This is a genomic window from Variovorax sp. Varisp41 (assembly GCF_047325085.1).
Taxonomy (GTDB): Bacteria; Pseudomonadota; Gammaproteobacteria; order Burkholderiales; family Burkholderiaceae_C; genus Variovorax.
This window is the reverse complement of the sequence record NZ_CP168540.1, coordinates 2,895,418-2,920,702: the sequence shown is the minus strand read 5'-3', so window position 1 is coordinate 2,920,702 and position 25,285 is coordinate 2,895,418. Positions and strand designations below refer to the sequence as shown.

21 protein-coding genes and 1 tRNA gene are annotated in these 25,285 nt (G+C 67.7%); 8 read left to right on the top strand and 14 right to left on the bottom strand.

Annotated features, from left to right (window positions below):
- Positions 1-128: 128 nt before the first annotated feature.
- From ACEN9J_RS13605 to ACEN9J_RS13595, 3 genes are read right to left on the bottom strand one after another with little or no spacing between them, the layout of a single operon-like run.
- Positions 129-3,227 (bottom strand): YjbH domain-containing protein, encoded by a 3,099-nt coding sequence (locus tag ACEN9J_RS13605; protein WP_413764564.1) that lies wholly within the window; start codon positions 3,225-3,227, stop codon positions 129-131.
- On the bottom strand, positions 3,224-3,985 hold the full coding sequence (locus ACEN9J_RS13600; protein WP_413764322.1) for a YjbF family lipoprotein: 762 nt from the start codon (positions 3,983-3,985) through the stop codon (positions 3,224-3,226). The genes ACEN9J_RS13605 and ACEN9J_RS13600 overlap by 4 nt, the downstream gene beginning before the upstream one ends.
- Entirely contained in the window at positions 3,985-4,245 is a 261-nt protein-coding gene (locus ACEN9J_RS13595) for a hypothetical protein (RefSeq protein ID WP_413764321.1), read from the bottom strand. The genes ACEN9J_RS13600 and ACEN9J_RS13595 overlap by 1 nt, the downstream gene beginning before the upstream one ends.
- A gap of 388 nt (positions 4,246-4,633) precedes the next feature.
- Between ACEN9J_RS13595 and ACEN9J_RS13590 the strand changes: the two genes are divergently transcribed.
- The 7 genes from ACEN9J_RS13590 to ACEN9J_RS13560 all read left to right on the top strand — a co-directional run bounded on the left by ACEN9J_RS13590 (position 4,634) and on the right by ACEN9J_RS13560 (position 9,904).
- Positions 4,634-5,362 carry a LuxR C-terminal-related transcriptional regulator gene (locus tag ACEN9J_RS13590; protein WP_413764320.1) on the top strand — a complete coding sequence of 243 codons (729 nt, stop codon included), beginning with the start codon at positions 4,634-4,636 and terminating at the stop codon, positions 5,360-5,362.
- Positions 5,363-5,553: 191 nt separating this feature from the next.
- Positions 5,554-6,171: a ubiquinol-cytochrome c reductase iron-sulfur subunit gene (petA, locus tag ACEN9J_RS13585; protein WP_057596962.1), complete on the top strand. Its 618-nt coding sequence runs from the start codon at positions 5,554-5,556 to the stop codon at positions 6,169-6,171.
- A 14-nt stretch (positions 6,172-6,185) separates the two neighbouring features.
- On the top strand, positions 6,186-7,622 hold the full coding sequence (locus ACEN9J_RS13580; RefSeq protein WP_261209932.1) for a cytochrome b: 1,437 nt from the start codon (positions 6,186-6,188) through the stop codon (positions 7,620-7,622).
- Between the two features lie 29 nt (positions 7,623-7,651).
- Positions 7,652-8,428: a cytochrome c1 gene (locus tag ACEN9J_RS13575; protein ID WP_261209935.1), complete on the top strand. Its 777-nt coding sequence runs from the start codon at positions 7,652-7,654 to the stop codon at positions 8,426-8,428.
- 95 nt (positions 8,429-8,523) lie between these two features.
- Entirely contained in the window at positions 8,524-9,135 is a 612-nt protein-coding gene (locus tag ACEN9J_RS13570; RefSeq protein ID WP_057596959.1) for a glutathione S-transferase N-terminal domain-containing protein, read from the top strand.
- Positions 9,136-9,180: 45 nt separating this feature from the next.
- Positions 9,181-9,771, top strand: coding sequence for a ClpXP protease specificity-enhancing factor (locus ACEN9J_RS13565; protein WP_261209938.1), 591 nt, complete (start codon positions 9,181-9,183; stop codon positions 9,769-9,771).
- 57 nt (positions 9,772-9,828) lie between these two features.
- A tRNA-Thr gene (locus ACEN9J_RS13560) sits at positions 9,829-9,904 on the top strand.
- Between the two features lie 31 nt (positions 9,905-9,935).
- Here the strand turns inward: ACEN9J_RS13560 and ACEN9J_RS13555 are convergent.
- The 7 genes from ACEN9J_RS13555 to ACEN9J_RS13525 all read right to left on the bottom strand — a co-directional run bounded on the left by ACEN9J_RS13555 (position 9,936) and on the right by ACEN9J_RS13525 (position 17,291).
- Positions 9,936-10,265, bottom strand: a complete 330-nt coding sequence (locus ACEN9J_RS13555) for a hypothetical protein (protein ID WP_413764319.1) — start codon at positions 10,263-10,265, stop codon at positions 9,936-9,938.
- 30 nt (positions 10,266-10,295) lie between these two features.
- Positions 10,296-10,700 carry a hypothetical protein gene (locus ACEN9J_RS13550; RefSeq protein WP_413764318.1) on the bottom strand — a complete coding sequence of 135 codons (405 nt, stop codon included), beginning with the start codon at positions 10,698-10,700 and terminating at the stop codon, positions 10,296-10,298.
- A gap of 34 nt (positions 10,701-10,734) precedes the next feature.
- Positions 10,735-12,195: a hypothetical protein gene (locus ACEN9J_RS13545; RefSeq protein ID WP_413764317.1), complete on the bottom strand. Its 1,461-nt coding sequence runs from the start codon at positions 12,193-12,195 to the stop codon at positions 10,735-10,737.
- Positions 12,195-12,425 carry a hypothetical protein gene (locus tag ACEN9J_RS13540; RefSeq protein ID WP_413764316.1) on the bottom strand — a complete coding sequence of 77 codons (231 nt, stop codon included), beginning with the start codon at positions 12,423-12,425 and terminating at the stop codon, positions 12,195-12,197. The genes ACEN9J_RS13545 and ACEN9J_RS13540 overlap by 1 nt, the downstream gene beginning before the upstream one ends.
- Positions 12,425-13,747: a hypothetical protein gene (locus ACEN9J_RS13535; protein ID WP_413764315.1), complete on the bottom strand. Its 1,323-nt coding sequence runs from the start codon at positions 13,745-13,747 to the stop codon at positions 12,425-12,427. The genes ACEN9J_RS13540 and ACEN9J_RS13535 overlap by 1 nt, the downstream gene beginning before the upstream one ends.
- Before the next feature lie 2 nt (positions 13,748-13,749).
- A complete protein-coding gene (locus ACEN9J_RS13530; protein ID WP_413764314.1) occupies positions 13,750-15,405 on the bottom strand; it encodes an LVIVD repeat-containing protein in 1,656 nt (551 codons plus the stop codon).
- A 233-nt stretch (positions 15,406-15,638) separates the two neighbouring features.
- Positions 15,639-17,291 (bottom strand): LVIVD repeat-containing protein, encoded by a 1,653-nt coding sequence (locus tag ACEN9J_RS13525; protein WP_413764313.1) that lies wholly within the window; start codon positions 17,289-17,291, stop codon positions 15,639-15,641.
- Positions 17,292-17,561: 270 nt separating this feature from the next.
- Between ACEN9J_RS13525 and ACEN9J_RS13520 the strand changes: the two genes are divergently transcribed.
- On the top strand, positions 17,562-18,443 hold the full coding sequence (locus tag ACEN9J_RS13520; RefSeq protein ID WP_413764312.1) for a helix-turn-helix transcriptional regulator: 882 nt from the start codon (positions 17,562-17,564) through the stop codon (positions 18,441-18,443).
- Between the two features lie 3 nt (positions 18,444-18,446).
- Here ACEN9J_RS13520 and ACEN9J_RS13515 read toward each other — a convergent pair whose 3' ends face one another.
- From ACEN9J_RS13515 to ACEN9J_RS13500, 4 genes are read right to left on the bottom strand one after another with little or no spacing between them, the layout of a single operon-like run.
- Entirely contained in the window at positions 18,447-20,579 is a 2,133-nt protein-coding gene (locus ACEN9J_RS13515; RefSeq protein ID WP_413764311.1) for an SWIM zinc finger family protein, read from the bottom strand.
- Positions 20,576-21,700 carry a VWA domain-containing protein gene (locus tag ACEN9J_RS13510; RefSeq protein ID WP_057596088.1) on the bottom strand — a complete coding sequence of 375 codons (1,125 nt, stop codon included), beginning with the start codon at positions 21,698-21,700 and terminating at the stop codon, positions 20,576-20,578. The genes ACEN9J_RS13515 and ACEN9J_RS13510 overlap by 4 nt, the downstream gene beginning before the upstream one ends.
- Complete coding sequence (locus tag ACEN9J_RS13505) at positions 21,697-24,093, bottom strand: DUF5682 family protein (protein ID WP_413764310.1); 2,397 nt, start codon at positions 24,091-24,093, stop codon at positions 21,697-21,699. The genes ACEN9J_RS13510 and ACEN9J_RS13505 overlap by 4 nt, the downstream gene beginning before the upstream one ends.
- Position 24,094: 1 nt before the next feature.
- Positions 24,095-25,237, bottom strand: coding sequence for an ATP-binding protein (locus tag ACEN9J_RS13500; RefSeq protein ID WP_413764309.1), 1,143 nt, complete (start codon positions 25,235-25,237; stop codon positions 24,095-24,097).
- Positions 25,238-25,285 lie beyond the last annotated feature (48 nt).

The window sequence follows — 25,285 nt, the reverse complement described above, 5'->3', positions numbered from 1 at the left end:
GTCTTCAGAGGCTCCGAAGCCGCATTTGGTCCGCAGGATAGATAAAGCGCTTCGCTAGACCTGATCCACGGCCAAGGCAAGTGCCATTCGAGCTTCAGCCCAATCAATGCATTCTATCGGCCCATACTTTATTTGGCCGGTTCGAAGTTAAGTATATTGTCTCCTGCTCGAGGGATGTTGTTGGTCGGTGGCCCAACCGAAAAAGCCTTTGGATCGCGGATGGAGGTCATGTCGTAGAGCGGATTGATGCGACCTAGTTTAGCCCCGCCGTCTCGAATTAGGGGTGACCAAGCAAATGCTGCTGTGAATTTGCTTGACTTGGGTAAGAAGGCGTCAAAAGGAATTGCAACGTAAATCCCTTTGTCAAAACTGCCTTCGCCAAAATCTCGAGAAGAGACATTTGTCTTCGTTGCGTACGCGCCAAGGACTACGCCGTTGTCGAAACTCTTGCTCACATTGAGTGTCATGCCTCGATCGCCCGCAAGATATTGCCCCAAGCTAACACTGGCTCTAACGCCATTCCATCCAGTATCCCAGTACAGCGTGGCGTGGCCAGTGTTGACTTTGTAATCACGTAACCCGAAATCCTGCTCGAAGGCACGTTGACGTACGTGATTGAAGTCAATGCCGAATGCAATTCGGCTCTGCGAGGGCCTATACAACCACTCAGCGCCCACCCCTGCAAACATGGGTTCTAACGCTCCACCATATACGCTGTAGTACTGATCCTCTGCTAGTCGGCCAACATGCGTGAGTTGAAATACTGGAAGTGTCAATCGCTTTGTTGTGGCATATTCGCGTTGGAAGGTTCGAACTCGCGGCAAATTGCTTGGAGCGGTATAGGTGAACTTGTCGAAGTTGTCAATCATTCGCCAATTCAACGCACCATTAAACCAAGTGCTCTCGCTGAAGCGGTACTCGAGAGTTGCTTGAATGCCGATTTGATAGAGCAAAAATGCATCCGGGCCGCCAACAATTTGAGTCGTGCTGGGAGTGATTCCAAAAACGTATCGCTCGCGTTTGCGTTCCCAGGGGGCCATAGTTGGCGGCAAAATGGTACTGTCAGGCGTGGAAAGGGCTTCCTGGTTCGTGCTAGCGCTGCCGATATTTGCGGTGGGCGCTGGCAACGGACGCATCGAATCTTCACTGTTGTCAGCTGGAGGCGAATAATCTCGCTGGCTAATAGCGCGCTTTTCGCGTGGTGTCATCGCTTTGTAGTGTCGATTGACCCACTCGTTGCGATTCACCACTTGGGCGTGCAGCGCCAACCCCCGCTCTCTGTAGTGGAGAATAAAATACTTAATGGCTTCTGGCGCGTCTCGATGCAATAACGCAATGATGGTCTCAACGCGTGGTTCTCGATAAATCGTGATGCTTTCCGAAATCCATACATGTAACTTGTCGCCGTCGGGAGCGATACGTTGGACCGCCCATTCCGTACGAGCTTCGATATCGGCGGCTGTGCTCGGCCAGCCAGGAGGATTCTTGGATGGGACAGGCGTAAAACGTGGCAGCGGCGCATCGGCTACTTTGGGCGACTGCAGCTTCGCTAGATTGCTCGAAAGAGATACTCCCAACATGACCTTGTCGCCCCGTTCGAAGCCGAGCGAAAATGAAACGGTGGGTGAATAGCGATATTCAAGCCCCACATTAAAGGGAGATCGTTGGCGTTGATTGTTCCCAGAGGGCTCGTGCTGGTAATTATTGCCCTCGTATTCGAGTTTTAGGGTTATTGGATCCCAGGGGGTCCGCCATTCGACGCCGCCGAACAGTGCGGAGGGACCTCTAAAGAAGCTGCTGAAGTTGGCCTGCCCCCCGGTATCGACTGCGCTCCCGGGTCTGACCTTGAAACGATTGCTGATAAGGGTCAGCGGATTCTTGATATTGCCGCTGCTGCCCATGTAACCCCAGCCGATGCCAAGGCTGAAATCGAAGTCGCCATAACGTTTGCTGGCGACGAGATATTCGGAGGAGAAAAGCCCGGTACCGCCGAAGTCGCGGAAACCAAGCGCGAGTTCGGGGACGTAGGCCGTTTCCTTTGCCAGCCGAACTTTGAAGTCGATACTCTTGTCCTTGTTCGACTGTCCAGTGGTGCTGGCGGCATAGGCGACGTTGCTGATCGAGCTGTAGCGAAAACCCGCTTCCAGCCAGTCCAGCGGCTGAAACATGAAGTTCAGCCGTGAATAGGGATAGACGTTGGTGAAGGAAAGGCGAAAGTCGCCGAGTTCACCCATCCGTGCGGTCGGTGTCTGCAAAAGGCCGGTTTCGCCCCAGTCGCTGCTGCTGGTCCGAAAAGTCTTTGGTCGGGTGACCGGCTCGGGCAAAACGGAGCGCACGGGAGCAAAGCCAACCGAAGCATTCGCTGGCGGCAGTGAAGGTCGATTGGCGAGGACCGATGTCGCATTCCTGGAGGCCATCGGTGTGGCGGCCGCCTTGCCGAGTTCCGCGGCATTGGCAGCCTGAGGCGAAGGCCCCTGGGTTGCCAGAAACTTGATCAATCCCTCAGACGTCGCAACCAGATCGGGCATTGCTCGAGGAGGCGCCCAGATCCATGAACCAGGCGCTGGTTCATCGGAGGGCTGCGCATTCCAGGGCGCAACTGCGACGCGCGCGGTGCGGCCGTCCGGCTGGGCAACCCAAGCCCAGTCGGCGTCAGGAAGTTCGCAGGCCTTGGCGTAATCCCAGGCCGTGCGGCCGGGCTCATGCTGCACATGGCAGAGTTCGCCATTCGAGCGGACCACTGCGATCGTTTTCAAGTCGCGCGGCCCCGCGACGAATTGCTGCCCGGCAGACAGAACGGGGTCTTCCTCGGGATGGGCCTCCAGCCATCGCGGATCGACGATGCCCAGGGCGACACGCCCCGTCACTGGAAGCTCCTGCAGCCAGGCGATCAGGGCCAAGCGGTCTGCCTGGGTTGAACGCGTTGATTGGCGGGTATCTGCTTCGAGACGGACGAGGAGGGTGTTCTTCAGAAACTGCTGCGCAAGCCGTTCCTCGGGGACCTGCCAAGAAAGTCCCGGAGACGCCGTCTCCGGTGGCTGGCGTAGCAGCCAGGCGCTGAAACGTTCGCCTGGACGCACCTCGACTTCCGGTCGACTCTTCTGACCGCCTGGGGCTGCAGGAGGGGGTTGTTGGGCCCAGGCACCACACGAAGCGATCAGCGCGCAAGCGGCCGCGATGTGACGTGGCCATGAATTGTTGCGGCTACGAGAACCCGGCGCGGTCATGTCCCGGCGCTCGCCGAAGCATTGGCCGTTGGTGAGGTGGGTGTCCACCGCTCAAAGCTCATACACAAACTGCTGGAAATGCACTGCTCGGAATAAATGACCACGGGAGAGCCTGTTTTTCTCGACACCCCGAAGCGGGCCGTGGGAACGGACGCGGTCGCGGGAAGCGACACGCTGCGCTCCTCATACCATTGCAGCGAACTTGGGTCGATGCCGGCGAGGGACGTGTCGTTGGGCGTTGGGATGGCGATTCGCGTGATTTCGTCGCGAATCCCGAATCGATATCCGGGCATGACATCGCGTTCGCGCTGGTAACGCTGCACCGGCGTGCTACTGCCGCTCGAGGCAGAAGGCCAATCGGGCCAGTCCATGAAGCGAACCGTACGCCAGTCCGTCGAAAGACCGGTGGTTCCGACGAGGCGGCCGTTCAGCAGGCGAACGACTTCGCCGCTGTTGCTGTACCAAACTTCCACGGCGCCTTCAGGACGCGAATCGATATAGCCGAGCACCATGTAGATGGTGCGGCCGCCGATGGTGGTTTTCAGGTAAGCGAAGTTGGGATTGAAACTCGACGGGGTGGCCGAAGATGGTCCGTTATAGAGGGCACGAGCCGTGTCCAACATCGCCGAGGAGCCCGAAGAACAACCGCCAACGCCCAAAAAAAACGTTGCCAAAAGGCAACATTTTATAAGTCGCGTGGCGATACCGACGCGGGGAGCTTTTAGCGAATGCCCTCCGTCAAGGAGGGCTCGCAGCATCAGCGGGTGCCGGTGGTGCCCGTGCCGGTGGTACCGGTGCCGGGGATCAGGCCGAAGCCGCCACCCGAGTTGCCACCGTTGCCGCTGACCGCGGCGACGAAGACGGCGGCGCCAGCGCCCGCAGCCACCCACTGTTCGGTCGTGAGACCGCCGGTGGCATTGTTGGTCGCATTGTTCGCGCCAGCCGGGGTTTGCGCGAAAGCAGACGAAGCCGCCAGGGCGGAAAGAGCGACAGCAGCAACCAGTTTGGTGGTCTTCATAAGGTTCCTCTCAGAGATTTTTGAGCAATCGATTCGAGATTAGCAGCAAAGAAAGTGCCTCGCAACCCATTTGCATCTGGTTTCCTGCGATGCGATACCGGCACCTACTTTTGGAGGGGCGTTGCGGAGTTGATGTTACGTAGCAACAACTATCTGCGGGGCCGTAACAAGACCACTCGAGCGCCGGAAATCTACCGTGTTCCGGGGGGCGGGAGAGGTAGTTCGTACTGAAAAGTTCAATGAAATCAGCCACTTGGAAGGTCGAGGGCGCAGGTGTCGGTGTGCGCGGGGTTGCAGGCATCGATCCTGCGTTTGCGTAAACCAACGTTAACTTTTTTCAGACCCGCAACCCAGTTGCCGCATCGGGAGATTCAAGGTGGAAATTCTGTTGGAAAAGACCGACGCCAGCGTGATGGCGAGGAATTCGAAGTTCCAGAGCGTACTGATCGTCCACGACGATCTTCAGGTGACCGAGCGCCTGCGCAGCGTCGTGTCCGTGCTCGAGCCGCGGGCCCGGGTGCTGGTCGCCCGTTCGTGCGCGCAGGCTCGCGAGATCCTGGCCCGCAGTTCCTGCGCGCTGGCGCTGATCGGCATGGACCTGCCCGAGGACGGCGGTGTCTCGACGATCCTGCATCTGCGCGAAGCGCACCCGCACATGGAGCGCATCGCCGTCTCGGCGCTGCCCGACACGCAGCGTGTGCGCGCCGCGGTGTCGGCCGGCGTGGCGGGTTACCTGCTCACCGACGCGCTCGACACCGAGCTGGTCTTCCTGCTGCGTTCGCTCGAGCGCGGCGGCGCGGCCATGGATCCGCGTGTTGCCCGCTGCGTGCTCGAACGCATGTTCGGCACCGCGCGCCGCGCGCCGGCCAGCAGCAGCAGCACGCAAGTACCGTCGGCGGCTGCCGAAACCGAGGCGCCGAAGTCCGTGCTGTCGGTCAGCGAGCTCAAGGTGCTGAACCTGATCGCGCAGGGCTGGAGCAATCGGCAGATCGCCGAGGCCTTCTATCTCTCGATCAACACGATCGAGTTCCATGCCAAGAGCATCTACCGCAAGCTCGCGGTCAAGTCGCGCACGCAAGCCGTTCGCGAAGCGATGCAGCACGGCCTGCTGAACTGAATCTCCCCTCGTGAAACGCCCGCGGCGACGAGCCGCGGGCGTTTTCGCGTGCGCGCCTTCCGCGCCCCGCCGATGTCGGATCGGAGCGTCATTCGTGCGACCGCGCGGTCTTGCAACCGTTGAATTCGCACGTTGCGCCCCGCTACAATCGTCGGTTGACCCTGCTCCAGCGAAGAAGATAGAGGATCCCCATGAGTGACATGACCGCCGGCTCCCCCCGGATCGACACAAGCAAGCGGACCTGGTTGATCGCGTCCGGCTGTGCCGGTGCAGTGGGAGGCGTGGCCACCGCGATTCCCTTTGTCAGCACGTTCCAGCCCTCCGAAAAGGCCAAGGCCGCCGGCGCTGCCGTCGAGGTCGACATCTCCGGCCTGAAGGTCGGCGAGAAAGTCACCGTCGAGTGGCGCGGCAAGCCGGTCTGGATCCTCAAGCGCTCGCCCGAGCAGGTCGCCGAGCTCCCGAAGCTCGATGCGCAGCTCGCGGACCCGCAGTCCAAGCGTCATCCCGACGAATTCACCCCCAAGTACGCCCAGAACGAGCACCGCTCGATCAAGCCCGACGTGCTGGTCGTGGTCGGCATCTGCACCCACCTCGGCTGCTCGCCGGTGGACCGCCTGCAGGCCGGCCCGCAGCCCTCGCTGCCCAACGACTGGGAAGGCGGCTTCCTCTGCCCTTGCCACGGTTCCACGTTCGACCTGGCCGGCCGCGTCTTCAAGAACAAGCCCGCGCCCGACAATCTGCCTGTGCCGCCGCACATGTACCTGTCGGACACCAAGCTCCTGATCGGTGAAGACTCCAAGAAGGCCTGAGGCAGAAGAAGAACATGGCTGAATTCCACGAAATCTCCCCCAACGCCCCGGCCAGCGCCAAGCTGCTGAACTGGGTCGACAACCGCTTCCCGCTGAGCAAGCTGTGGAACGACCAATGGGGCAAGTACTACGCGCCGAAGAACTTCAACTTCTGGTACATCTTTGGCTCGCTGGCGATGCTGGTCCTCGTGATCCAGATCGTCACCGGCATCTTCCTCGTGATGCACTACAAGCCCGACGCGAACCAGGCCTTCGCATCGGTCGAGTACATCATGCGCGATGTGCCATGGGGCTGGCTGATCCGCTACATCCACTCGACGGGCGCGTCCGCGTTCTTCGTGGTGGTCTACCTGCACATGTTCCGCGGCCTCATGTACGGCAGCTACCGCAAGCCGCGCGAGCTGATCTGGGTGTTCGGCTGCGCGATCTTCCTGTGCCTGATGGCCGAAGCCTTCATGGGCTACCTGCTGCCCTGGGGCCAGATGTCCTACTGGGGCGCCCAGGTGATCGTGAACCTGTTCGCCGCCATCCCGTTCATCGGTCCTGACCTGGCCCTGCTGATCCGCGGCGACTACGTGGTGAGCGACGCCACGCTCAACCGCTTCTTCAGCTTCCACGTGATCGCCGTGCCGCTGGTGCTGCTCGGCCTGGTGGTGGCCCACCTGATCGCGCTGCACGAAGTGGGTTCGAACAACCCCGACGGCATCGAGATCAAGGCCAAGCGCGGTGCCGATGGCCATCCGCTCGACGGCATCCCGTCGCACCCGTACTACACGGTGCACGACATCTTCGGCGTGGTGGTGTTCCTCACGATCTTCTCGGCGGTGATCTTCTTCGCCCCCGAAGCCGGCGGCTACTTCCTGGAGTACAACAACTTCATCCCGGCCGACTCGCTGAAGACGCCGAACCACATCGCGCCGGTCTGGTACTTCACGCCCTTCTATTCGATGCTGCGCGCGACCACCGACGACATGGTCAACGTGTTCTCGCTGATCATCGCCGCGGCCGCGATCTGGAACTTCGTCAAGGGCAAGTCGGGCGTGGCGCTCAAGGTCGCGATCATCGTCGTGGCTGCCGTGGCGATCTTCCTGCTCAAGACCTTCGACGCGAAGTTCTGGGGCGTGGTGGTGATGGGCGGTTCGGTCATCATCCTGTTCTTCCTGCCGTGGCTCGACCACAGCGAAGTCAAGTCGATCCGCTACCGTCCGGGCTGGCACAAGTACGTGTACGGCGTGTTCGTGTTCTTCTTCCTGATCCTGGGCTACCTCGGCATCCAGCCGCCCGGCGTCTGGGGCAACCTCGTGATCGGCTCGTTCGCGCTCGACATCGCGCAGACCATCTCGCAGATCGGCACGCTGTTCTATTTCGGTTTCTTCCTGCTGATGCCGTGGTGGAGCCGCAAGGGCGAGTTCAAGACGGTGCCCGACCGCGTGACCTTCGCCGCCCACTGATCAGCGCAAGACAGCTCGAGAGACACACGATGAAGAAAAGCATTTCCGGCTGGCTCGCGGCCCTGGGTTTGGCACTGGGCCTGACCTTCTCCGCGGCCGCTTCGGCCGAGTCCGGCGGCCTCGCCTGGGACAAGGCACCGAACAAGACGAACGACGTGGCCGCGCTGCAGAACGGCGCCAAGCTGTTCGTCAACTACTGCCTCAACTGCCACTCGGCCGCCTTCATGCGCTTCAACCGCCTGCAGGACATCGGCATCAGCGAGCAGCAGATCAAGGACAACCTTCTGTTCACGACCGAGAAGGTCGGCGAGACCATGAAGGCCAACATCGATGCGCGCCAGGCCAAGGAATGGTTCGGCACCACGCCGCCCGACCTGACGCTGGTCGCACGCTCGCGCGCCGGCCACGGCGGCACCGGTGCCGACTATCTCTACACCTACCTGCGCACCTACTACCGCGACGACACCAAGGCCACCGGCTGGAACAACTTGGCCTTCCCGAGCGTGGCCATGCCGAACCCGCTGTGGGAGCTGCAAGGCGAGCGCCGTCCGGTCTACACCAAGGTCGAGCAGCATGGCCATGAGGTCGACGTGTTCGCCAACAAGTGGGAACAGGTCACGCCCGGCACCATGACCCCGCTGCAGTTCGACACCGCCGTGGGCGACCTGGTGAGCTACATGCAGTGGATGGCCGAGCCCGCGCAGAACACGCGCATCCGCATCGGTGTCTGGGTGCTGCTGTTTCTCGCGATGTCGGTGGTTTTCGTGTGGCGACTGAACGCCTCGTATTGGAAAGACGTCAAGTAGTTCCATCCTTGCCGACCGGAGCGTCAAGTGCGCCGGTCCCGTGGAGTGGGTTGCCAACGCGACCCACTCTTTTTGATTTTTAGGAGTCTTTCGCCATGATGGTGCTGTATTCAGGTACGACCTGCCCCTTTTCCCACCGCTGCCGCTTCGTGCTGTTCGAGAAGGGCATGGACTTCGAGATCCGCGATGTCGATCTCTACAACAAGCCTGAAGACATCAGCGTGATGAACCCCTACGGCCAGGTTCCGATCCTGGTCGAGCGCGACCTGATCCTGTACGAGTCGAACATCATCAACGAGTACATCGACGAGCGCTTCCCGCATCCGCAGCTGATGCCCGGCGACCCGGTCGACCGCGCGCGCGTGCGCCTGTTCCTGCTCAACTTCGAGAAGGAGCTGTTCGTTCACGTGTCCACGCTCGAGAACCGCACCGCCAAGGGCAACGAGAAGGCGCTCGAGAAGGCACGCTCGCACATCCGCGACCGCCTCACGCAACTCGCCCCGGTGTTCCTCAAGAACAAGTACATGCTGGGCGACAACTTCTCCATGCTCGACGTGGCCATTGCGCCGCTGCTGTGGCGCCTGGACTACTATGGCATCGACCTCAGCAAGAACGCCGCGCCGCTCCTGAAGTACGCCGAACGCATCTTCTCGCGCCCGGCCTACATCGAAGCACTCACGCCCTCCGAAAAGGTCATGCGCAAGTAATCCTCGCGCAGGTCCGTTTTCCGCTTCGCTTCATCGCCGTCCTTCATGATCAACGCGCTCGAGTCGTCTTCCACCCGCCCGTACCTCATCCGGGCGCTGTACGAATGGTGCACCGACAACGGGTTCACGCCCTATGTCGCGGTGCAGGTCGACGACACCGTCCAGGTGCCGCGCGAGTACGTGAAGAACGGCGAGATCGTGCTGAACATCAGCTTCGACGCGACCAGCTCGCTGAAGCTCGGCAACGACTTCATCGAGTTCAAGGCCCGTTTCGCGGGCACGGCGCGCGAGATCAGCGTGCCCGTGGGCCGCGTGATCGCGATCTATGCGCGCGAGAACGGCCAGGGCATGGCCTTTCCCGCGCCGCCTCCCGCGGCCGACACCGGCATGGGCCTCGACTCTCCGGCCGCCACGGGCGTGCCGGCACCGGCGAGTCCCGTCCGTTCGGCACTGCGCGATGCCTCGCGCGGCGCTGGCGAGAGCGAGGCCAACCGGGTCGTGCACCTGGTGACGGCCGACGATGCGGGCAGCGATGTGACGGAGATCGGCGACGGCCCGGATGCCGACCCGACCGACGAGCCGCCGCGCCCTCCGGCCGGTGGCGGCGCGCGGCCTTCGCTCAAGCGCATCAAGTAGTCGGCCTGGGCCCTGGTGGGGACCCCCACTAGAATCCGCTGCAGGTTTTTCTTTTCAGCCGCTTTAGCTCAGTTGGTAGAGCACCCGCCTTGTAAGCGGAAGGTCGTCCGTTCGATTCGGACAAGCGGCACCAAACACTCCCTCCCAAACCGGAATCGGCCCGCTCAGCGCTTGGGTTGTTCGCGCAGCCTCAGCACGAAGGTCTTCGCGCTCGGCACCAGGAAGAAGCGCCGTGCCTGCCAGCGTGCCTGACGATGCGCCTCGAGCCAGGCGGCCGCATGCTCCAGTTCGGGTCCCTGCAGGTTCGCGGCGCCTTCGCGCTGCAGCCGGGTCCAGGCCTTGAAGCACTGGACCACGCGCGCCGAGCTGCCGAGTTGCGATTCGAGCTGAATGCGATAGGTGAAGCCGGCCACCATCGTGTCCTGTACGGTGACTTCCTCTCCCTGCACCTCGATGACATAGGGGCGCTCGCCGCCCAATGTTTCGACCGTCATGGGGGCCGAGTATGCCAACACGCCATGGCGTCATGGCCGGATCTCGAGAATGGCCACTTCGCGGTGGCTCTGGTCGTTGCCATGCAGGTGCAGCGGGTAGCGGCCCGCATGCAGCGCCGCGAGGCGCAGCGTGGCCGTCTGGCCCGCGGCCACCGGCACCATCTCCTGCATGTAGCCGTGGATCATCAGCTGGCCGGCCTGCGCCGAGCTCACGGCGATCGAGACGATGTCGCCGCGCGCGACGGGCAGCACCGGCAGCGGCGTGCTCTCGGCCTCGGCGGCCGCGCCGATCCGCACCTCGAACTGCGTGCCGGTGCGCGCGGGTGCCGCGGCGGACGTGGCCGGGTCGGTCGACGGCCGCGCCGCGAGATAGCCGAGCGCCATCAGCGCGACGATGGCGAAGCCGCCGAAGGCGTAGACCAGTGAGGATTTCATGGCGGTTCCAGGGGAATGAACAAGGACGCGGCGCCTATCCCGCCAGCGGCAGCGAAAGAATCCACAGCCCCACGGCCGTCAGCGCGACCATCAGCAGCAGCATCGGCACCTGGCTCGCGAGCGCGCGGCCCGTGTGGCGGAAGATCCGCAGCGCCTCCGCATGGGCCAGCACCACGCTCGCGATATGCCCGGCCAGGATCAGCCCGACCTGGGTGTGCCAGACGATGTTGAGATCGATGATGCGCGGCGGCATCGCGGCGCGTGCCGTGCCGAACAGGTTCCAGCCCCGGCCCAGCGGATCGGACAAGAGCGGCAGCAACTGCGCGCCCTGGGACCACAGCAGCGTGTAGTAGTGGGTCGCGTGGTAGACGAAGGCGATCGGCACCAGCGTCAGTGCGAAGCGGCAGGCCAGCGCGCGCGTGGAGAGCTCGGAGGCCGCCACGCGCCGCGTGAGCGCGAGGAAGAACAGGTAGACGCCGTGATAGACCCAGGGCGAGAGGCACAGCGCCAGCCACTGCCAGCCATGGAACAGGCTGGCCGCCGTCGCATAGGGCTGGGCGCTGTGGGCCTTCACGGCCGGCTCGACCAGCGGATAGAGGGTCTTCCAGAACAGCCGGCTCCAGGGCCAGGTTTCGTGCGCGCCGTCGTAGGCGGTCGACGAGAGCATGAACAGGATGAACAGCACCAGGCTCACATGCCCCGGATGGCGCTCGAGCAGCCCCGACAGCGGCAGGCGCCAGCGCAGCGCCACGCCGCGGCAGCCGGCGCGCCGCCACGCGATCGGCGCCATGCGGCCCACGAGCGAGAGGAACAACCCGAAGAACTCGCCATGCCGGAACCAGGCCGCGCTGCCGAAGAGCCAGGCCATCGCCACGGTCAGCAGCGTGTAGGCGGTGAGCATCAGCGCCAGTTGCCGCGGCGTGCCGTGGCCGAACAGCTCGATCCAGATGAAGGCGATGTAGAGCGCCAGCGCCGGGTAGTAGGCGAGCCACGCGGGATAGGCGATGCGTCCGCCGAAGCGCATGCCGCAACGCGCGCGCAGCAGCTCGCAGAGCGTGCGCCACGGGTTGCAGAACACGAACAGGTCGCCGACGACCGCGGTGGCATAGGTCAGGCCCAGCACGAACACGATCCAGAACAGGGTCATGTTGAGGTTGCGGAACGGGTTGTCGGTGCCGAGGAAGCCGCAGGCGATGGTGAGCGCGAGCAGGCCCACCGACAGGGCGCGCAGGCCTTGCACGACGAAGGCCGGGACGAACACATGCGTCCCCACGCGCCGCGCGTTCGGCGAGGTCTCGCTCCGCGCGGGCGGCACGGCCGCGAAGATCCCCACGATCACGAACGACAGCACCAGCGCCGCGGTCGCGCCATAGGCATACATCCAGAACGGCACCGGCAGCGTGTACTGCACGCCGAAGGAATGCGCGAACGCGAGGCCCGGCACGGCCGCGGCGGCGAGAAGAAGGGCGGGGCGGCAACGGACGGGCGAACGCATCAGCGCGATGCCTTTCGCGGGTCGGCAACAGTGGTCGCGGACGACAAGGCCAGGGGTTGGACCGCCCCGGGCACATGGCAGACCTGCGTCTCCACCAGGTAGAGAAAGCGCGCATCGCGGTCCGCGCGCTCCAGCCCGAGCGCGAGCAGGCCCGCCAGTGCGGCCCAGGCGGCGGCCAGCAGCAGCGCGACCGCATGCCGGCCGATCCATCGGCGCGCATCCATCGCCATCAGTGATCCCTCACGCCCTGCAGCGACACCACCGACCAGCGCCCCGCGCGGCGCTGCGCGACCAGCAGCAGCTCGTCGTAGGGCGCATGCCGCAGCTTCGCGATCGCGAGCATCCGGGGCTCGCCGTCCGCGAGCGCGGGCAGCGGCCGCACGATGTAGGGCAGCAACGGCGGCGCATAGGACTCGATCGCCATGAGCGGAAAGAAGGCATCGGCCAGCCGCGGATAGCGCGCGTAGGCGGAGCGGTCGCGCGCGAGCGCATCGACGCGCTGCAGCTGCGCGCGCGTGAGCGCGGACGGCGCATGGGCCAGCGCGGCCGCGGCGCCGTGATCGTGCAGGCGCCACAGGCGCAGCCGCGCCGCGAGGTCGCGCTGCGCGGGCGTGCCTTCGCCCTTGGCCAGGCCCAGCGCGGCGGCCGGATCGCCATCGCCGAGCCAGGCCGCGAAGAAGTCGTCGAAGAAGCGGTGCACCTCCTCGGGCACGCCATGCTGCGTGGAGGCCGCCTCCTGCAACCGCGGCAACCGGCGCCCCGACCAGGTCGCGGTCCAGGGCTGCGCGCCATCGGGCAGGCTGATGCCTTCGAGAAAGCCCGTGTCCTCCATGCCGTGCTCGCGAAACCACGCGGCCTTCGCCGCCTTGGTGGAGGCCGTCACGAAGCCACCGAGTTGCGCTTCGACGCGCGGCCAGTCGGCGGCCACGCGCGGCGCGTCCGCGATCGGCGGATAGCGCTGCAGCCATTCGAAGCTCGCGCGCGCCATCGCGAGCGCGGCGGCCGGGCGCGCCGCGGTGAGGTCGGCGCGATGGGCCTGCTCGCCGCCCGATGCCGCGGCCGGCGGCGGCGGATCGCAGGGCAGTCCCGCGATGGCGGGCGCTCCGATCCCGGCCGCGTCCGCCCCTTCGTGGGCCGATGCATCCTGCAGCGGATGCAGCGCCTCGCCGAACTTGAGCAGCAGCAATCCGGCCTTCGGCCCCGCATCGCGCAGCAGCGTGCGCAGCGCCTCGGTCGAAGCCTCGCCGGCGCCGGGGGCGTGCAGGCGCCGCGCCGCGTGAGCCGCCTCCGCGCGGCCCTCGGCATCGGCGCCGGTGCAGGCGTACTCGGTCACGAGCAGCATCGTCTCCATCGCGCCGAAGTCCACGCGCTGGTTGCCGGTCGCGATCGCATCGGCCTGCGGCGCGCTGAAGCCCGCCTGCACTGCGAGCCAGCGCGTGAGGCCGAAATGCACGTCGGCCTCCCAGGCGGTGGCGGTGAGAGGCAGGCCGCTCGCCAGCATGAGGGCGGCGCCCATCCATGCGCGCAGGTGTCGATCGAGGGTGCGCGTCATCGTCAGTTCTGCAGCATGGAAGGCGTGCTCTGCGCGAAGGGCCAGGTGTTCTCGGCGAACTTCAGCATCAGAAGGCCGTTGTCCTGGCACATGGTCGTCAGGAGCCCGCGGTCGAAGTCGAAGTCCACGCGCGAGGCGCACCAGTCGGGGCCGCCACGACCAGCCCAGGACATCTGCCGGTGGATGGAGCCGGCGCGCGGCGCGGTCACGCCCGCGGGGTTGTAGTAGGCGATCTCCTTGGGTCGCGCGGGATTGCGGATGTCGAACACGCGCACGCCCGAGTTGAAGTAGGAGCACGCCAGCGCCGTGCCGTTGTTGCGGTTGTCGACCGAGCAGTAGTGGCTGCCGTAGGTGAAGATCGACAGGCCCGCGATATCGGGCAGCACCTTGTCGCAGTTCGCGGGGTCGTGGGTCTCGAGCATCAGCTTCGACACCAGCACGGGCTTGGTCTCGTCGCTGATGTCGTAGATGCGTGCCATCGGATAGGGCGACAGCTTCGCCTCGCAGGCCAGCTTGGCATTCGCGGTGTCGCTCAGGCCCGCCGAGCCGCCTTCGTCGACCATCACCAGGTGGGGCTTGCCCGCGATGGTCACGGGGATGGTGTGCTGCGCCACGCTGCCGTCCTTGAAGGTGGTGGCCGAGATCACCTTCATCTGCGCGTTGGGCACGCGCGCCTGCACCTCGGAGGTGTCGAGGATCAGGAAGCCGTTGCGTGTCTTCGCGTTGGGATCGAGCACCTCTTCGGGCGTGGGGCCGCTGGACGTCACAGCGTAGACACGTTTGCCGTCCTCGCTCACCGAAAGGCCGTGGGCCTTGTCGAAACTGCCGCTTTGCATATCGAAGGAGGCCACCATCCGCGGCCGGGTCGAGTTCGTGATGTCGACCGCGTGGTAGCACTGGCTCATGATGTCGCCGATGTAGTAGGTCAGGCCATCGGGCGACACGTTCCCTTCGTGCCCCCTCGGACTCTTCGGCGACTGGATGCCACCGTCCTTGCCGGTGCCCACCTCCATGCTCGCGAGCAGTTGCGGCGTGCGGCAATCGGCCGAAAGGTCGTAGATGTCGACCTCGGCGCCACCGAACAGGCCACTGTTGCCTCCGTTGTCGGCCAGCAGCAGCTGGCGCCGTGCATTCACGCGCAGCGATTCCCACGGGTCGATCATCGCGGCCGTGGTGAGCGACATCGAGCGCCAGGGCCTGGCCGGGTCGGTGATGTCGATGACCGGCACGCCGGGGTTCACGCGTTCGAGCGGCTTGCCGCTGACGAAGCCGATCGGGTGCGCGGTCGCATGGTAGGCACAGGTGCGCCCACCAGGATCGCGGAAGAACGCCGACGACCAACTGCCGCCTTCGCCCTCGAACTGCCCGGCCAGCTTCAGGTTGCACGAGAAGCCCTTGAAGCCGGCCTGCCGCAGCGCCGCGGGCACCTGGCCCTGCAGCGCCGATTCGGGGCTGCCGCCCTCGGCGCAGACGGCCTTGGGCACCGTGAGCGGTGGCGGCACTTCGGTGACCGGTGACGGTGCGGGTGGCTCGACGATGCCCGTGGGCGGTGGTGGAAATGCCAGCACCGAAGTGCTGCCATCGCCGCCACCGCAGGCAGCGAGAAATGCCGTGGCCATCATGGTGGCCACGGCGCGAGGATGTCCCTGGAATCTCATGGTTTGTCTCCTTGATGAACCGGGCACGGCTTTCTCGCATGTGCGCGAAGGGCCGATGGCGCCAGGTCCGGCGGGAGTCTTTGCATGAGCACTTACTGCACTCTTACTGCAATAGCGGAAGGAATAAATGGGGATGCCTGCTGGCAAGATTCGTTGTCCATTGCGACGAGATGCGATCGAGCGCGAGCGGGGAATGCCATTCCGGGAATTGCATTCCCCGCGTCACATGGTCTTCAGTTCTGCAAGGTCGAAGGCGTGCTCTGCGCGAAGGGCCAGGTGTTCTTCGCGAACTTCAGCACCAGCAGCCCGTTGTCCTGGCACATGGTCGTGAGCAGGCCGCGATCGAAATCGAAGTCCGCGCGCGAGGCGCACCAGTCGGGTCCGCCGCTGCCGGCCACGGTCAGCTGGCTGTGGAAGGAACCGGCACGCGGCGTGGTCGCGCCCGCGGGGTTGTAGTAGGCGATCTCCTTGGGCCGCGCGGGATTGCGGATGTCGAACACGCGCACGCCCGAGTTGAAGTAGGAGCACGCCAGCGCCGTGCCGTTGTTGCGGTTGTCGACCGAGCAGTAGTGGCTGCCGTAGGTGAAGGTCGAGAGCCCCGCGATGTCGGGCAGCACTTTGTCGCAGTTCGCGGGGTCGTGCGTCTCGAGCATCAGCTTCGATACCAGCACGGGCTTCTTCTCGTCGCTGATGTCGTAGATGCGCGCCATCGGGTAGGGCGCCATCTTCGCTTCGCAGGCCAGCTTGACGTTGGTCGGGTCGCTCAGGCCCGCGGCACCGCCTTCGTCGACCATCACGAGGTGCGGCTTGCCCGCGATGGTCACGGGGATGGTGTGCTGCGCCACGCTGCCGTCCTTGAAGGTGGTGGCCGAGATCACCTTCATCTGCGCGTTGGGCACGCGCGCCTGCACCTCGGAGGTGTCGAGGATCAGGAAGCCGTTGCGTGTCTTCGCGCCGGGGTCGAGGAACTCGCCCGGCGCCGGGATGCTCGTCGACACCACGTAGGCGCGCTTGCCGTCCTCGCTGACCGAGAGCCCGTGCGTGCCGCCGAGGTCCACGGTCTTCATGTCGAACGAAGCCACCATGCGCGGCCTGGTCGAGTTCGTGATGTCGACCGCGTGGTAGCGGCCGGTGGCGATGTCGCCGATGTAGTAGGTCAGCCCGTCGGGCGACACATTGCCTTCGTGCCCCTTGGGACTGTCGGGCGGCACGATGCCGCCGTCCTTGCCGGTGCCCACCTCCATGCTCGCGAGCAGCTGCGGCGTGCGGCAGTCGGCGGAGAGATCGTAGATGTCGATCTCCGCGCCGCCGAAGCCCGCGAAGACGCTGCCGTTGTTGCCGTTGTCGGCCAGCAGCAACTGGCGCCGCGCGTTCACGCGCAGCGATTCCCACGGGTCGAGCATCGCGGGCGTGGTCAGCGACATGCTGCGCCAGGGCTTGGCCGGGTCGCTGATGTCGATCACCGGCACGCCCGGGTTCACGCGTCCGCGCGGCTTGCCGTCGAAGCCCACCGGGTACGCGGTCGCGTGATAGGCGCAGGTGCGCCCGCCGGGATCGCGGAACGACGCCGCCGACCAGTTGCCGCCTTCGCCCTCGAACTGGCCCACCAGCTGCAGGTTGCACGAGAAGCCCTTGAAACCCTGGCGCATCGCCGCGGGCACCTGGCCCTGCAGGGCCGATTCGGGCGTACCGCCTTCGGCGCAGACGGCCTTCGCGACCGTGAGCGGCGGCGGGCCTTCGGGCGGCGGCGGTGGCGCGGGCGGCTCGGCCACGCTGCTGGGCGGCGGCAGGATGGGCAGCACCGCGCCCCCGCCGCTGCCGCCACCGCATGCCATGAGAAGTGCCGTCGCCGAGGCGGCGGCGCCGATGAGTCTTGCGCGTTTCATTCCTGCGTGTCTCCGTTGTTGTGATCCACGCACCGTTCGCGCGGCGCGGGCCGCCGCGCTTCGTTGCGTGTGGGAGAAGTATTCGCGGCAGGGCGTTTCGGCGCTTCCGGGGAATTGCAGGCGCATGCGCGCCGCGCCGGCCCCGCGCGGCGGCGGTGCGGCTTCCGGAAAATTGCAGCGGCGCGGCATCGGCGACCCGTCAGCGCGCTGTAAGTCCGCTCGCAAACCATCGCCGCCCGGAGACATACATACAACCACAAGGACCAGGCCATGGGCGTTCGGCAGCGCGTGCAAGGCCGCGGCCAGCCGGTCGGCATCGACCGCGGCTGCGGCAGGCTTCTCTTCGAGGCCCGCTGGGAAGGCATCGTTCTCGAGCACGAGGCGGCCGATCCGATGGACAACGTCGAGGGCGGCCTGATCCGCCACTGCATCTCGGTCAACCTCGGCGGTCCCACGCGCTTCGAGATGCGCCTGCACGACGAACGCTTCTGGTCCGCGACCGCGCAGCCGCTGGGCATCAGCATCCTGCCGGCCGGCGCGCAGATCAAGGGACGCACCTGGGACCCGTGCGAGGCGCTCACGCTGAGCATCGATCCGCGCCAATTCCAGAGCACCGGCGAGGGCGATGGCGGCGATCGCGCGCTGGTGCCCTGCTGCAATGTGTCGAGTCCGTTGATCGCGCAGCTGCTGCTCGCGCTGCATGCCGATGCGAAGACCGGCCAACCCGAGGGGCCCGGCTATGGCGAGACACTGCTGATCGCGCTGCTCGCGCACCTGCGGCAGACGCACACGGCCGCGGCCAGCGAGGCGCAGGCCGAGGGCCTGTTGTCGAAGGCCGCGCTCGAGCGCGTCAAGGAGCACATCCGCGGCCGGCTCGAGATCGGCGTGTCGCTCGGCGCGCTGGCCGCGCTGCTCGACATGGATCCCTATGCCTTCCTGCGCGCCTTCAAGCGCAGCACCGGCGTGACGCCGCACCAGTACCTGATCCGCGCGCGCATCGAGCATGCGAAGCAGATGCTGCACCTCACGCGGCTGCCGGTGACCGACATCGCGCTGCGTTGCGGCTTCGCGAGTCCCAGCCACTTCGCCGACACCTTCAAGAAGGTGGAGCGGCGCACGGCGCTCGAGTACCGCAACTGCTGCGCTGTCTAGTCCCTACTGCCCCACGCCCTGCATCCACAGGCTCAGCAGCGCGAGCTGGCTCACCAGCGCGCCGCGCTGCGCCGCGCGCAACTGGGCGGGCACGCCGCGCAGCAGCCTGGCGCTGCGCGCGAGCCCGGCCCGCTCGAGCTGCGCGGCCTGCGTCTCGGCGCGCGAAGCGGCGCCGCCGCCCTGGTGGCGCAGGCCCTGGCGCAGCCACAGCGCGAGCAGGTCGAGCGTGTCGGTGGCGAGCGCGTTGAGCGCGGGCGGCGCCTCGTGCTCGCCCTGCAGCGGCAGCGGTTGCGGCGCGGGTGCCTCGGCCTGCAGCACCACGGCGCGCTGCACGGTCAGCAGGGCCGTCGGCTGCATCACGGGCTCGCCGTCCTGCAGCCGCACGCTGCCGGCCACGGCGCGCAGCGCGCCCCATTCGCCGGCGAGCGCGCGCGCGAGCGCATCGACGGCGCCGGGCGCGGCCGCGCGATGGGGCAGGGCGAGATGCAGCGGCGGGACATCATCGGCAGGCGCGGCCGCGTCCGTGTCGTCCGCCGCGCGCCCGATGCGCGCATGCAGCACCTGCGCCGCCGCATCCCAGTGGCTGGCCAGCACCGCCATGTGCTCGAAGGCCGCCACATGCAGCTGGCCCGAGGCGCCCGCCGCGGCACCGCTCGCCGCCTGGCGCGGCCGCACGAAGTCGGGCGGCGTCTCGCGCAGGTGCGCGACCAGTGCCTGCACGCTCGGCTGCTTGAGCGGCGCGACGAGGTCGTCCCAGGACTTCGGCGACAGCGGCATCACGCCGGTCTGGCGCGCGCCCGGCGCGATGTCGATCTGGCCGTTGGCGCGCCGGGTCGCGGTCTTGGTGATGACCTGCCCGCTCGCGAGCTGCCGCAGCGGAAAGCCCGCGACGCGGCGGCCCAGCAGGTTCGCGGGCGTGCCGCCGGCCGTGGCATCGTCGGCGCGCGACCACTGGCGCTCGAGCACGGTCACGGCCTGCGTGTCGGGGTCGGCGAACATCACGCTCGCGCCTTCGCCGCTCTCGTCGGACCAGAGTTCGGCGCCCAGCGACACCAGCCGCAGGTGATCGAGCGCGACCTCGCCCTTCACGCCCACGCCGAGGATCTGGCTCGCGGGCAGCGGCGGCGGTCCGGCCGCGCCGTCGGCATGGGCCGCCGCGCGCCGCCGCGCCCCGAGCTCGGCCCTCACGTGCAGCAGGCGCCGCGGATCGAAGCGGCTGCTGCGCGCCTGCTGCGCCTGCAGCAGCATCCAGAGTTCGTCGATGCCATCTTCCACCCAGCGCCAGCCCAGCGCGCGCGCCTGCTCGCGCGCGGCCTCGAAGCGCGCCGCGAGCGCCATCAGCGGCTGGCTCGAGCCATCGAGCCAGAGCGAGAGACTCAGCGCCTCGAGCTGCGCCTGCAGCGCGCGCGCGGCCTCGCCCTGCATCAGCGCGGTGGGGCGGTGGCCGTCGCCGGTCGCGTCGCCGTCGGCCGGCGCGCGCACCTCCACCATGCGCTCGGGCGAGCCCGCGGCCAGCGGCCCGGCCTGGCGGAAGGCCCACAGCGCCACCACCACGTGGGCACAACCGCTGCCCTGCTTGCAGTCGCAGCGCGCGTGCACCAGCGAGCTGCGCGAGAAGAAGCGCACGCTGCACATCGGCAGCCGCGCGATCGGCGGCGCGCTCGCGCTGCGCCAGGCCTGCACCGCGACCACGGGCCGCGCGGCGGCCAGGCGCTGGGCCTGTTCGATGACGGAGGGCGCGAAGCTCGCGGCGAGCGCGGCATCGTCGAAATGGGCCGGGCTCCATTCGCCGCCCGCGGCCGAGGCGTCGACCTCGTCCTCCGTCGGCGTGGCCGAGGGCGCGGGCGCGGCGCTCGCCGCCTGCGCCTGGTAGGCCAGCACCAGCATCACGCGGTGCCGGCACATGCCGCTGGCCGGACAGCTGCACTGCGCATCGCGCAGGGTGCGGCCCGGCGGCAGGCTGGTGCGCACGCCGTCGTCGAAGCGCGCGCTCACCGTGCCGTCGTCGGCGGTCTCGAGCAGCGGCAGCAGGCCGGCCGCCACGTCCTTCTGCGCGCGCTTCACGAAGCCCGCGTTGGCGAGCGCGGTCAGCGCCTCGGGCGTGAGTTCGAGCAGGTCGCCGCGCACCGCCGTCATGCCTGCACCTTCTCGGCCAGCCAGCCCGCGAGCTGGCCCGGCGTCATGGCGCCGATCTGCGCGCCCTCGCGCACCAGCCGCGCGGCCATCTCGCGGTCGTAGCTCGGCTCGGCCTTCGCATCGAGCGCGGCCAGGCCCAGCACCTTGGCGCCGGCCTCCACCAGCGCCTTCACGCGGCGCACCAGCTCGTAGGGACTGCCGCCTTCGTAGAAGTCGCTGACCAGCACCACGATGGTCTTCGCGGGATTGGCCACCAGCGACTGCGCATAGGCCACGGCCTTCGCGATGTCGGTGCCGCCACCGAGCTGCACCTTCATCAGCAGCTCGACCGGGTCCGAGACGTCGGCCGTGAGGTCGACCACCGCGGTGTCGAAGGCCACCAGCCGCGTGCGCATGCCGGGCAGTTGCCAGAGGCAGGCGGCCATCACCGCGCTGTGGATCACCGAGTCGACCATCGAGCCGCTCTGGTCGATCAGCAGGATGATGTCCCAGGGTTCGGCATGACGCTTCGTGCGGCTGATGAACACCGGCCGCTCGACGTAGAGCTTGCGCCGCTGCGGGTCGTAGCGGTGCAGGTTGGCCGCCAGGGTCTGCTTGAAGTCGAAGTTGCGCGCCACCTTCATGCGCGAGCGCCGGCGCCGGTCGCGGCTGCCGCTGAAGGCCTGCCGCACCTCGGTCGCGAGCTTCTCCATGATGCGCCGCACCACCTCGGCCACCAGCTTGCGCGCGGCCGCGAGCACCTCGGGGTTCATCAGGTGCTTGGTGTGCAGCACCGCGCGCAGCAGCGACTCCGAAGGCTCGATGCGCTCGAGCACCTCGAGGTTGGTCACCACCTCGTCGATGCCGTAGCGTTCCACCGCGTCCTGCTCGAGCCGCTCGATCACTTCCTTGGGAAACAGCGTGTGGATGGCGTTGATCCAGTCGGGCGTGCTGAGCGCCGAGGGCCCGAGGCCGGCGCTGCGTTCGCCGCGCTCGGCGCGGTCGCCGTCGCGGCCGTAGAGCCAGTCGAGCGCGGCGTCGGCGGCCTGCGCCTCGGCGCTCAGGCCGCCGCAGGCCCGCTCGGCCGGATCGCCGAGCAGCAGGCGCCAGCGCTGCAGCGGATCGGGGATGTCGAGGCTCATGGCTGTTCTTCCGTATCGAGACTCAGGCCCCAGCCGGCCAGGCGTGCGATCGCCGCGTCCTCGGCGGCGCGCGCCCCGGCCAGCCCCACGGGCGCGGCCTCGCCTTCGTGCCGGGCCGTGAGCGCGCGGCGCGACAGGTGGGTGGCATCGTGCAGCGCCAGCACCTGGTCGGCGAGCCGGCCGCGTTCCTGCGGCGGCAGCCAGGCGAAGGCGGCGCGCAGGCTCGGCATGGCGCGCACGAAGTCGGCGTTGTCCAGCGCCTGCACGGTGAGGTCCATGCCGGCGGCGAAGGCGGGTTCGGACGACAGCGTCTCGCGCGCGAGCGCGAGCAGGCCCGTGAGCGCATCGCCGAGCACTGGCGCGGGCATCGCGTGCAGCAGCTGCATCGCATCGGCCACGCCGGCCTGCGTGGCCTGCGGCACGCGGTGCGCGAGGCTCAACGTCGCGCCCAGCGCCGCGCCGCGGCTCAGCGGTGCCGCGCCGGCATCGGCCGCCTTGCGCTGCCATACGGCGAGCGCGCGCGCGGGTTCCACGTCGAGCGGTTCGGCCTGCGCGGCGTCCTCGCGGTCGGCCAGCACGTCGGCCACGATGCGGCGCAGCGCGAGGTGGCCCTGCAGGTGCGCGTCGATGTCGGCAGGCGCGATCGCCGCGGGCGGCTCGAGCAGCCACAGCGCGCGGTCGAAGCCGGCCTCGATCGCCACCCGCAGCACCGGCGCGTCGGCCATGCCGAGCAGCTGGCCGTGGCGCAGCAGCGTGTGCATCACCGCGAGGGCAGGGCCCATGGCCTCGAAGCGCGGCTCCTGCGCCATCGCCTGCTGCAGCTCGCGCAGCAGCGCGCCGCTGAGCGCCGGCAGGCCGGCCCAGGCGGCCTGGTTGAGGCCCTCGGCCAGCGGACCGATGCGGCCCTGCGCGTGGCGCAGCTCGTCCTCGAGCCGCGCGCGCGCCGCGTCGTGCAGGTTGGCGCCCCAGGCGCCGGCCTCGATCAGCGCGGCCTGCTGCTCGAAGGGCTGGCCCAGGGTCCAGACCTCGGTGCGTTCGCCCGACATCGCGAGCTTCGGTCCCTGGCTGCGCACCACGCCGGGCAGGCGCAGCAGCGCGAGCCGGTGCAGCACGCGGCTGCGCGCGCGGTCGGCGGCATCGAGCAGGTCGAGCTTGCGCTGGCCGCGCAGCTCGAGGCCGTGCGCCGCGAGCTCGTCGCGCACCGACTTCACCAGCGGCGGCTGCGGCGTGCCGTCGGCGAGCTGGCCCGCGATGTCGCCGGCCAGCACGTCCATCGCCTGCACCAGCACCGGCGCGGTGCCGGGGCGCATCGGGCCGCGGTAGGTCCAGGGCAGCGGCGCGTCCAGCGCCTCCTTGACCAGCGCGCCGGCCAGCGCGTCGAGCCAGTCGGAGCGCAGCGGCTTCTCGTGGCCGCGCAGCCGCGCCAGGCCCTGCGCGCGCAGGTGCACCGCCATCAGGTCGGCGGTGGAGGCCGGCAGTTTCCTGTCGCGCAGCCGCTGCATCACCTGCTGCAGCGCGCGGTGCGCGGCGCCCTCGGGGCCGAGCTCCCACATCCACTGGTAGTAGGCCGGCGAGGGCATGCCCGAGGCATAGCCCGCGAAGGCGTCGAGCCGCTTGAAGGTGTAGGGCACGAGGTAGGAGCCGTAGCGCACCACGGTGTCCTCGTCGGCATCGGGCGTGTCCTCGACCTCGGGTTCGGGCGTCTCGGGCAGCTGCGCCGGCAGCCCGGGCCACAAGCGCGCGAGCGCGGGCGCGTGGTAGCCGCCGCAGACCACCAGCACCGGCGCGCCGGCCTGCACCGCGGGCTGCGCCATGGCCCAGGCGATCCAGCGCGCCATCATGGTTTCGCGCGCCTGGTTGCCGAGCGAGCCCGGGTCCTCGCCGCGCAGGTGCTCGAAGTAGGTGGACAGCCGTTGCGCGAGTTCGGCGCTGTCGCGGCCGTCCTCGAACAGGTGGTCCCACAGCGCGTCGCGGCCCTGCACCGAGAGCTGCTCGGTCAGCGCGCGCTCGTAGGCGGCGGCGCGTTCCTCGTGCTGTGTGTCGGCCACGTCGGCATAGCGGTTCTCCATGCGCGAGAAGGCGTCGTGCCAGGCGGGCAGGTCGATGAAGCGGACTTCGGCGCCGACCTCGCGGCCCACCTGCAGCGCCTGCCATTCGGGTGAGTGCTCGGCGAACGGCGACCACGAGCCGTGGTGCGTCTCGCCGGCCGAGAGGTAGCTGTAGATCGCCACCGGCAGCCGGTGCGGCAGGTAGAGCTCCTCGAGCCGCGCGTTGAAGTCGGCCGGACCCTCGATCAGCACATGGGCCGGGCGCAGCGCGCGGATGCGCTCGGCCACCAGCCGCGCGCAGGCGGGGCTGTGGTGGCGCACGCCGACGATGTGGGGCGCGTTCATCTCAGGGCAGGCGGTGGCGGGCCTCGTAGTAGGCGCGCCAGTGCTCGCCGCTGCGCTTGGCGGCCTTCTGCTCGAAGTAGCGGCGCAGCTTGGCGCGGTCGTCGGCGTTGTCCTTGACCACCGTGCCCGCGATGCAGTCGACCAGGTCGGCCGGCGAGCCCTCGCGCTGCTCGAGGAACCAGGCGCGCACGCCCACCGCGTGCGCCACGTTGACCGCCTCGGCGGTCGACATCACGGCCGTGAGCCGGTCCATCGCGGCGTCGCTGCCGCCGCCGTTCTTCTCGGAGGAAGCGGGCGCGCCGCGCAGGTCGCGGAAGGTGGCCACCAGCAGCTCGAGCACCGGCTGCGGCACGGTCTTCGGAATGCCGCTCTGCGCGAGCAGGCGTGCCGACGACTCGCGCACCAGCGCGAGCTCGCGCTCGAAGTCGAGGATCGGGAACACGGTCTCGAAGTCGAAGCGGCGCTTGAGCGCGGCGCTCATCTCGTTGACGCCGCGGTCGCGCGTGTTGGCGGTGGCGATGATGTTGAAGCCCTCGCGCGCATAGAGCATGCCGTGCTCGCCCGAGAGCTCGGGCACGGCCATCACGCGGTCGGACAGCATGCCCAGCAGGCAGTCCTGCACCTCGAGCGGCGCGCGCGTGATCTCCTCGAAGCGCACCACCTGGCCCTGCTGCATGCCGATGTACAGCGGCGCCGGCACCATCGCGCGCGGGCTCGGGCCCTCGTTGATCAGCAGCGCGTAGTTCCAGCCGTACTTGATCTGGTCCTCGGTGATCGAGGCGCCGCCCTGGATGGTCAGCGTGGACACGCCCGAGATCGCGGTCGCCAGCAGCTCCGAGAGCATCGACTTCGCGGTGCCGGGCTCGCCCACCAGCATCAGGCCGCGGCCCGTGGCCAGGGTGACCAGCATGCGCTCGATGCTCGCGACCGGCGCGACGATCTTCGGCGCGATGCCCAGCTGCGCATCGCCGAGGATGAAGGCGCGCGCGGCCTTCAGGCTCATGGCCCAGCCCGGCGGGCGCGGGTCCTTGTCCTGTGCCTGCAGCTGCGCGATCTGCGCGGCGTACTGGATCTCGGCGGGCGGGCGCTGCAGGGCAGGGGAACCGGTGGATGAGATGTCTGTCGGCTTGCGGGAGGTGGCCATGGTCGGGATCGGTGTCGGATCTGAAAAGGGGCGCGGGGCGTGCCCGCG